Raw genomic sequence first — 6,860 nt, 5'->3', positions numbered from 1 at the left:
TATTTAAAGGAGGCGTTATTATCTATGATTCATAAATTACTTCCCACTTCTTATGAAGTAGCATCATCCATTTTAAATGTTCAAATTCCAGCTTATAAAATTGAAGCAGACTTTTTAAACAGTACTGCAATACCTCGTTTATATGATACTGTAAACGATATTCAAAATTGTGATGAAACATTCTATGGATATTTCTCTGAAAATAAACTCGTCGGCTTTATTTCTTTTATACAAGAAGAAGAACTAATCGATATCCACAGATTAGTTGTATCGCCCGATTTTTTTCAAAAAGGAGTCGCAACGAAACTGCTACTTTATATATTTAACATGTTCTCGTCTTCAATGACATACATTGTACAAACAGGTAAAGCCAATACTCCAGCTCTCGCATTATATAAAAAACACAGCTTCATTGAAGTAACAGATACAACACTACCTGATGGCATGATTCTTACGCAGCTTAAAAGACAGAAAACACAAAATAGTTTGACTTAATTATTTATTTATGTTATTTTTTACTTTATACAACCTTTTGCTGAGTCCAAATTTTGGAGCGGGGGAACCATTTTTGTAGCTATGCTACTTGGGGCGAATCTTTTTCAAGTAGGGAAACTCTCACTTCCCGAGTCCGACAGCTAACCTCGTAAGCGTAATGGGAGAGGAAGGTGCTTTTTGCCTATGTTACACACTTTGCCTCCTTAGTTATAAATATGGAATCGATATCAATCAGAAAACTATATTTATAGAAAAGGAGACTGGTACAATGTTACGTTTATCAGATCACGCAATAAAAATGATGGAGCAAAGACTTCGACTCGAACAACACCGCACATATCAAGCAAATAAAGTTGTAGATAACTTACATCACAAATACTTCTTTCAGCATATTTTTCAACCGAAAAGATAAAGAAAATGTTTATTTAATATTAAAAAACACAAGGTGTGTCTGTAAAGACATTCCTTGTGTTTTTTATATTCCCTATACTTTTTATAGTATCCTCACCACATTTAAACTTGCCGTAATTGTTCCTGCAATAGTGGTCACATGCCCAACACCTAATGGACCATTTTGTAATATTAACGTTGAATTTGCACTCGCTACATTCACAAGAAGTGTATTTGAAATAGCTGGTTCGATTACTACAGTTGATGTCGTTACGTTTTGTATAAAACTCCCTGTTATTTGTGTTCCATTTAATAGTAACCTAACAGATACAGTCTCATTCCCACCATTCGCGTCCCCTTGGAAATAGTAGCTTACTAAATATATTCCTGGTGTGGATACCGTGACAGTTGTAGCACTAGTTAAAGATACACCAGTTCCATATACAGTGGATCCTGAATTAATTGGAATGTTGGCATTTGCTGCAATTGTACTTGTTGATGTAGAAAAGAAATACCCACCACCTGTTGATATAGCAGATGATCCAGTTGCTCCGGTTGAGCCGGTTAGGCCAGTCGCACCTGTTGGACCCGTTACTCCGGTTGAACCGGTTACTCCTCTTATTCCTTGTATCCCTGTCGGTCCAGTCGCACCTGTTGAGCCAGTCGATCCAGTTGCTCCAGTCGATCCGGTCACTCCTTGTGGACCTTGCACTCCTTGAATTCCTTGAGAACCTGTTACTCCAGTTGCCCCGGTTGCTCCCGTGGCACCTTGTGGACCTGTTACTCCCATCAATCCAGTTACTCCGGCCTGCCCCGTTATCCCTTGTGGACCTTGGATTCCTTGGGGACCAGTCAATCCAGTTGGACCAATTGGACCTTGAATTCCTTGTAGACCTTGTATTCCCTGTGGACCGGTTGGACCTTGAATACCCTGTGTTCCCTGGATTCCTTGAGGGCCGGTTGCACCGGTTGGACCAATGACACCTTGATCACCTTGTGGTCCTTGCCCTCCAGTAATTCCTTGTATTCCTTGCGGGCCTTCTATCTCCCTGTATACCCGTAGCTCCTTCCTCTCCCTGTATTCCTTTCGCTCCTTGGGAACCTTGTGGACCCGTTACACCTGAGATGCCAGTTTCACCCATCTCACCTTGCATTCCTTGTGCTCCCGTTTGTCCCCGCTCCCCTATTTCTCCTTGTATTCCTTGCGGGCCTTGTAAGCCTTGACTACCAGTAGGGCCTTGCACTCCTTGTATCCCTTCTAGTCCTTGTACTCCAATATCACCAATTGGACCTTGGTTTCCAATTAATCCTTGAGGACCTTGCAAACCAACTGGACCTGTTACACCTTGCTCTCCAGTATCACCAACGGCACCTTGGATTCCTTGAATACCTTGAGGACCTTGTGGACCAGTTGCTCCTCTAGGTCCAGTGATTCCCGGAGGCCCGACCGGACCTTCATGCCCTCCAGTTGGACCTGTTGGACCACTGTTACCAGTAGGGCCAGTTGCTCCTTCAAGCGGAAGAGGCAGTGCCACTCCAAATTTTTTGCACTTTCTATGATGACGCACAACAATCCCCCTTCCCCAAAATAATTACACTTTTTATATGAAATGCATTTTTATATGAAAAGTACATCTTTGACCTCATTTTTTTAAAAATAAAGAAGCCTATCATTTCATTTATTTGAAATGATAGGCTTCTTTTTATAAAGCACTTTACTTTCTCACCTTAATAATAAAAGTCGTTGGCACCATTCTAGCTTTATATAAAGAATAATATTTCGTAGACGGCTCAGCTAGTTCTTCATCAAATGAGCTAGATGATTCAGGCTCTTCTATTCTCTCAATTGTAAATCCCACTCTATTTAACTCATTTATGTATGTACTTATTTTTCTCTTATATAATGTCGCTTGTACATTTTCTCCTTTAAATGTTTCAAACGTAATAGGAGTTTCCTCATGATAAGAAGACTTTAAAGCAATTTCTTCTGTACCATACTGTAAATTCGAATATACTGGGTGCTCCCAGCTAAAAATAAAACTTCCTCCTGGCTTTACATATGAATAAATCAGTTCCAACGTTTTTCCTAAATCTGAAGTCCATCCTAATGCATAGATGGAATATACAATATCAAAATACCCTTTCGGAATATCCACTTCCTCTTCCATTGCTTCCTCATATTCATTTTGTTCAAACATTTCAATTGCCTTCTCGTTAATGTTCAAGTAACTATCTCCGAAGTGAATGAATTCATCTCTTCCCCATCATTATTTTAATATGTAAAAATTGTAATTTCTATAAAAATAAGATTGCTTCGTATTAAGCTCTTTCTACTGTCTACATTTCATCATATATTTGGATATCCAATTCGTAATGATTTTATCAACACCGCTTTCTAAAGAAAATAAATACCTACTGTAAAAATACTGATTCTCAACAATAAGTAAACTTTTCAATCCCCCTTAAATTGGATATATAACCTATTTTAATTTACATATTATGGTACAACAAAAAAGTGCTAGCTAAACATTTACGTTCCATACTAGCAGTCTAGCAATACCAAAATCAAAAATCACTTGAAATTGGGGGATGTTATGAAAAAGAAATTAATTGTTCTTCTATTCATCGGAATCATTCTATCCGGATGTTCAACTATAGTAGAAAATTCTTTAGAAACCGGAAGCGGCAGTATTGAATTATTAACATCAACGATTACAACAAAAGATAATGAATTAGAAATTAAGACTGAAGGTATTGATGAAAATAAAATAACTTTTATTTATGTTGCCAATAAAAAAGTATTGGAACAAAAAATAAATAATGGTGAATCCTACAAACTTAACATTAAAGATATCGAGCACGCTCATAGGACAGACTACAAGCCAAGAGTTCAACTTTTGCAAACGAAAGATGATAACGAAGATGGAGACATGGCAACCTTTAAACAAGTTAGATATACAGTTGAAAAAAAGTAGTTTTATAGTTATTTCATTTAAATATAACAACCGAAAATATACTTTTAACAGAGGGTAAATATAAGAGGTGCTAATATGAAAAGACGATGGATTTTTTGGTGGATTGGTAACATATTTTGGATTACCATTTTTGGGATATTGGCAGCTATCATTTGGCTAAGAGAGGTTGATGGTGCTGGTGTTACTCAAACACCTGAGCTGAAATTAATAGCATTTATCGTTTTATTAATTGCATTTATATTACCACTAATTATTCAAGTTGTATGGTTAATTGTTAATCTGAGAAAAAGCAGAAAAAAGAGAGGAATCTTTTTCAATATAGATTCCTCTCTTTTTTCTATGGGGATTATGCCGTGCTTTTAAAACTGCACTACTCCCTTTTCTTTACGATGCATGTTCATCTTTCTTCTTCTTCAACAATGCTCTCTTTTTCATTGCCTTCGTTAAATAGCCACCTTTAAACGAACGGATTTCATAAGAAGACATAAACGCTTTCGGTGCAATTTCATTAATAATTTCTAACAGTTCTTTTTCTCTAGAACGCTTTGCAACGATATCTAAGCGATAACGTATAGAATTTATTCCTTCACCTTCAAATACTGTAACGCCAAATCCAAAATGGCGTAATTCATTTACTAATTCATTACAACGGTCTAGCAAACTAACTTGATACGTAATATATCCAATTGCTAATTTATTTTCTATATAACCGCCTAATAATAGTCCCGCACTAAAGCCGATGACATAGGCAACAATGTTCATCCAATTTGATAAATCTTGAAACACAATACCTAAACTGACAATGTAAATAGCCCCTTCTAACAATCCTACACCTGCAGCGGATCTTGTTTGATTCTTTACAAGCAAAATCGTACGGATTGTTAAAGTTGGAACGTAAATAATTTGAAGCACAAAAATAAGTAAAGCTTGTAACATTGGTATCCACCTCTTTCGCAAATTCTTTTGTTATGATAACATACATAAGCTTTAGAAATCGATGGGTTTTTTAATTTTTTTTAATTTTTTTCATACTATTGAAATGCCCCACAAATAAGCGTATTATGTTTGGCATAAATTCGATAAGTACCAGTAAATCATTCGTATTATATCATTTATTTTTAAACGCAAAAAAGGAACCTGATTAGGTCCCTTTCATCAGAGTTCTATGTTTTTCGAAGCATTTTCCTTTTGCTTCTCTTCTTCTTTTACTAGCTGCATATTTGCATAGGCTAAATTCGCAATCATTAAAAAGTGTCCACCCAATATTCCAGTACCGAATGCCCACATTTCCATTTCATGCTCAATTTCAAACATAATGATAGCCCCTAATATTGCGGCTGCAAATCGGTTTAGAACTCCTAATCCAGGAGCCTTTTCTTTCATCACGATACTTCTTCCTAATTTCTCCACTCTGCGAGCTAATAGCCAAAGACAATATGCGCTAACTGCTAAACCGATACCGAATCCTGTCACTTGTTTCCCAAACGGAGTAACCGCCCACATTAGTAGTAAACCACTAAAGATCGTATACAATTGTAATCGATATACACGTAAGGCTACTTGAATCAAAATATCCGCTCCTAATTTCACATTTTATTATGTGTCAGAAGAAAAGCAGCAACTTACACAGTTGCTGCTTTCTCTTGTTCTTGTTCATGATCCATTTTTTGAATTTCAACACGTTTAATTTGATAAGCATCTTTTTCTAACACTTTAAATTCATAGCCTTCTGCTTCAACGTATTGTCCTTCTTCGATTTCATGATTTTGCATCATAATCCATCCACCGATTGTATCCACATCGTCTTCTTCAATGTGTAATCCAAACAAATCTTTTACTTCTGATATAAGCACTTTTCCATCAACAATTTTATGATATTCGTTCACATGTTGAATTGGTGGTGCTTCATCTTCATCATATTCATCACGAATTTCGCCGACGATTTCCTCCAATATGTCTTCAAGCGTTACAATTCCAGCTGTTCCTCCGTACTCATCATATAAAACAGCCATTGGAATTCGCTTCTTCTGCATTTGCAGTAATAAATCATGAATTGGAGTCGTTTCCATAACTTCAATAATCGGACGCATATACGTGCGAATCGATGACAAATCTTCTTGATCGTTGTTCATATATCGAATAAAGAAATCTTTTACGTTGACCATACCGATAATATCATCTTTATCTTCTCCAAAAATCGGATAACGTGTGTATCGTTCATTTTGGATTACTTTCATGTGTTCTTCTACTGAATCTTCAAGATAGAAACCAACGATTTCTGTACGCGGTACCATTATCTCTTTCGCGATGCGATTATCAAATTCAAAGATATTATTTACATACTTGTATTCAGCTTGATTAATTTCGCCACTTTCATAGCTATCTGAAAGAATAAGACGTAATTCTTCTTCTGTATGAGCTACTTCATGTTCAGAAGCTGGTTTCAAACCGAATAAACCAGTTATAACACGAGCTGAACCGTTCAATACCCAAATAAATGGATACATGATTTTATAGAACATCATTAACGGAGTTGCCAATAACAACGTTACTTTTTCAGCCTTTTGAATTGCCAGCGTTTTCGGAGCTAATTCCCCTACTACAACGTGTAAATATGTCATTAGCATAAAAGCAAGACCAAAAGTTAATACTGATGAGATAGAAGGATTTATGTTCCATTTCTCAAATAACGGGTGTAATAACTTTTCGATTGTCGGTTCACCTAACCAACCTAATCCCATCGCTGTAACTGTAATACCTAATTGACAAGCAGATAAATATTCATCTAAATTTGTTGTTACCTTTTTCGCTGCTAATGCGCCGCGTTTCCCTTCCGCAACAAGCTGATCAATGCGACTTGAACGTATTTTTACAATCGCAAACTCTGCTGCTACGAAAAATCCAGTAAATGCGATTAAAATCGCAACCATGACTAAATTAAATATTTCCAATGAATCCCCTTAGTTAAAAAAACTAAGGTGTCCACCTCCTGTATACTAT

At 36.4% G+C, this 6,860-nt stretch carries 7 protein-coding genes, 2 pseudogenes and 1 riboswitch; of the genes and pseudogenes, 4 read left to right on the top strand and 5 right to left on the bottom strand.

Features of this window, described 5'->3' with window-relative positions:
* The first annotated feature begins 24 nt into the window (after positions 1 to 24).
* Both AB3X49_RS15380 and AB3X49_RS15375 read left to right on the top strand, forming a co-directional pair.
* Complete coding sequence (locus tag AB3X49_RS15380; RefSeq protein ID WP_367963132.1) at positions 25 to 495, top strand: GNAT family N-acetyltransferase; 471 nt, start codon at positions 25 to 27, stop codon at positions 493 to 495.
* Between the two features lie 28 nt (positions 496 to 523).
* Positions 524 to 666, top strand: a riboswitch (cyclic di-AMP (ydaO/yuaA leader).
* Between the two features lie 97 nt (positions 667 to 763).
* The gene (locus tag AB3X49_RS15375; RefSeq protein WP_000945246.1) at positions 764 to 907 is read left to right on the top strand and encodes a hypothetical protein; all 144 of its coding nucleotides are present in this window, start codon (positions 764 to 766) and stop codon (positions 905 to 907) included.
* Between the two features lie 81 nt (positions 908 to 988).
* Here the strand turns inward: AB3X49_RS15375 and AB3X49_RS15370 are convergent.
* Positions 989 to 2,405 (bottom strand): annotated as a pseudogene (locus AB3X49_RS15370) (collagen-like domain-containing protein); the annotation flags it as partial.
* Between the two features lie 195 nt (positions 2,406 to 2,600).
* Positions 2,601 to 3,059, bottom strand: a pseudogene (locus tag AB3X49_RS15365) (methyltransferase domain-containing protein); the annotation flags it as partial.
* A gap of 420 nt (positions 3,060 to 3,479) precedes the next feature.
* On the opposite strand from AB3X49_RS15365, the gene AB3X49_RS15360 reads away from it, so the two are divergent.
* Together AB3X49_RS15360 and AB3X49_RS15355 are read left to right on the top strand one after the other, a co-directional pair.
* Positions 3,480 to 3,860: a hypothetical protein gene (locus AB3X49_RS15360; protein ID WP_367963130.1), complete on the top strand. Its 381-nt coding sequence runs from the start codon at positions 3,480 to 3,482 to the stop codon at positions 3,858 to 3,860.
* A gap of 75 nt (positions 3,861 to 3,935) precedes the next feature.
* The gene (locus AB3X49_RS15355) at positions 3,936 to 4,223 is read left to right on the top strand and encodes a DUF3923 family protein (protein WP_367963127.1); all 288 of its coding nucleotides are present in this window, start codon (positions 3,936 to 3,938) and stop codon (positions 4,221 to 4,223) included.
* Positions 4,224 to 4,244: 21 nt separating this feature from the next.
* Here the strand turns inward: AB3X49_RS15355 and AB3X49_RS15350 are convergent, their stop codons facing one another.
* From AB3X49_RS15350 to AB3X49_RS15340, 3 genes are all read right to left on the bottom strand, one after another.
* Positions 4,245 to 4,796, bottom strand: a complete 552-nt coding sequence (locus AB3X49_RS15350; protein WP_002014015.1) for a DUF2179 domain-containing protein — start codon at positions 4,794 to 4,796, stop codon at positions 4,245 to 4,247.
* A 219-nt stretch (positions 4,797 to 5,015) separates the two neighbouring features.
* Complete coding sequence (locus AB3X49_RS15345; protein ID WP_002084378.1) at positions 5,016 to 5,429, bottom strand: ATP synthase subunit I; 414 nt, start codon at positions 5,427 to 5,429, stop codon at positions 5,016 to 5,018.
* 53 nt (positions 5,430 to 5,482) lie between these two features.
* Complete coding sequence (locus AB3X49_RS15340; RefSeq protein ID WP_367963124.1) at positions 5,483 to 6,811, bottom strand: hemolysin family protein; 1,329 nt, start codon at positions 6,809 to 6,811, stop codon at positions 5,483 to 5,485.
* Positions 6,812 to 6,860: the final 49 nt, after the last annotated feature.

Source organism: Bacillus sp. C30 (genome assembly GCF_040838255.1).
Taxonomy (GTDB): domain Bacteria; phylum Bacillota; class Bacilli; order Bacillales; family Bacillaceae_G; genus Bacillus_A; species Bacillus_A mycoides.
This window is presented reverse-complemented; position numbering and strand designations above follow the sequence as displayed.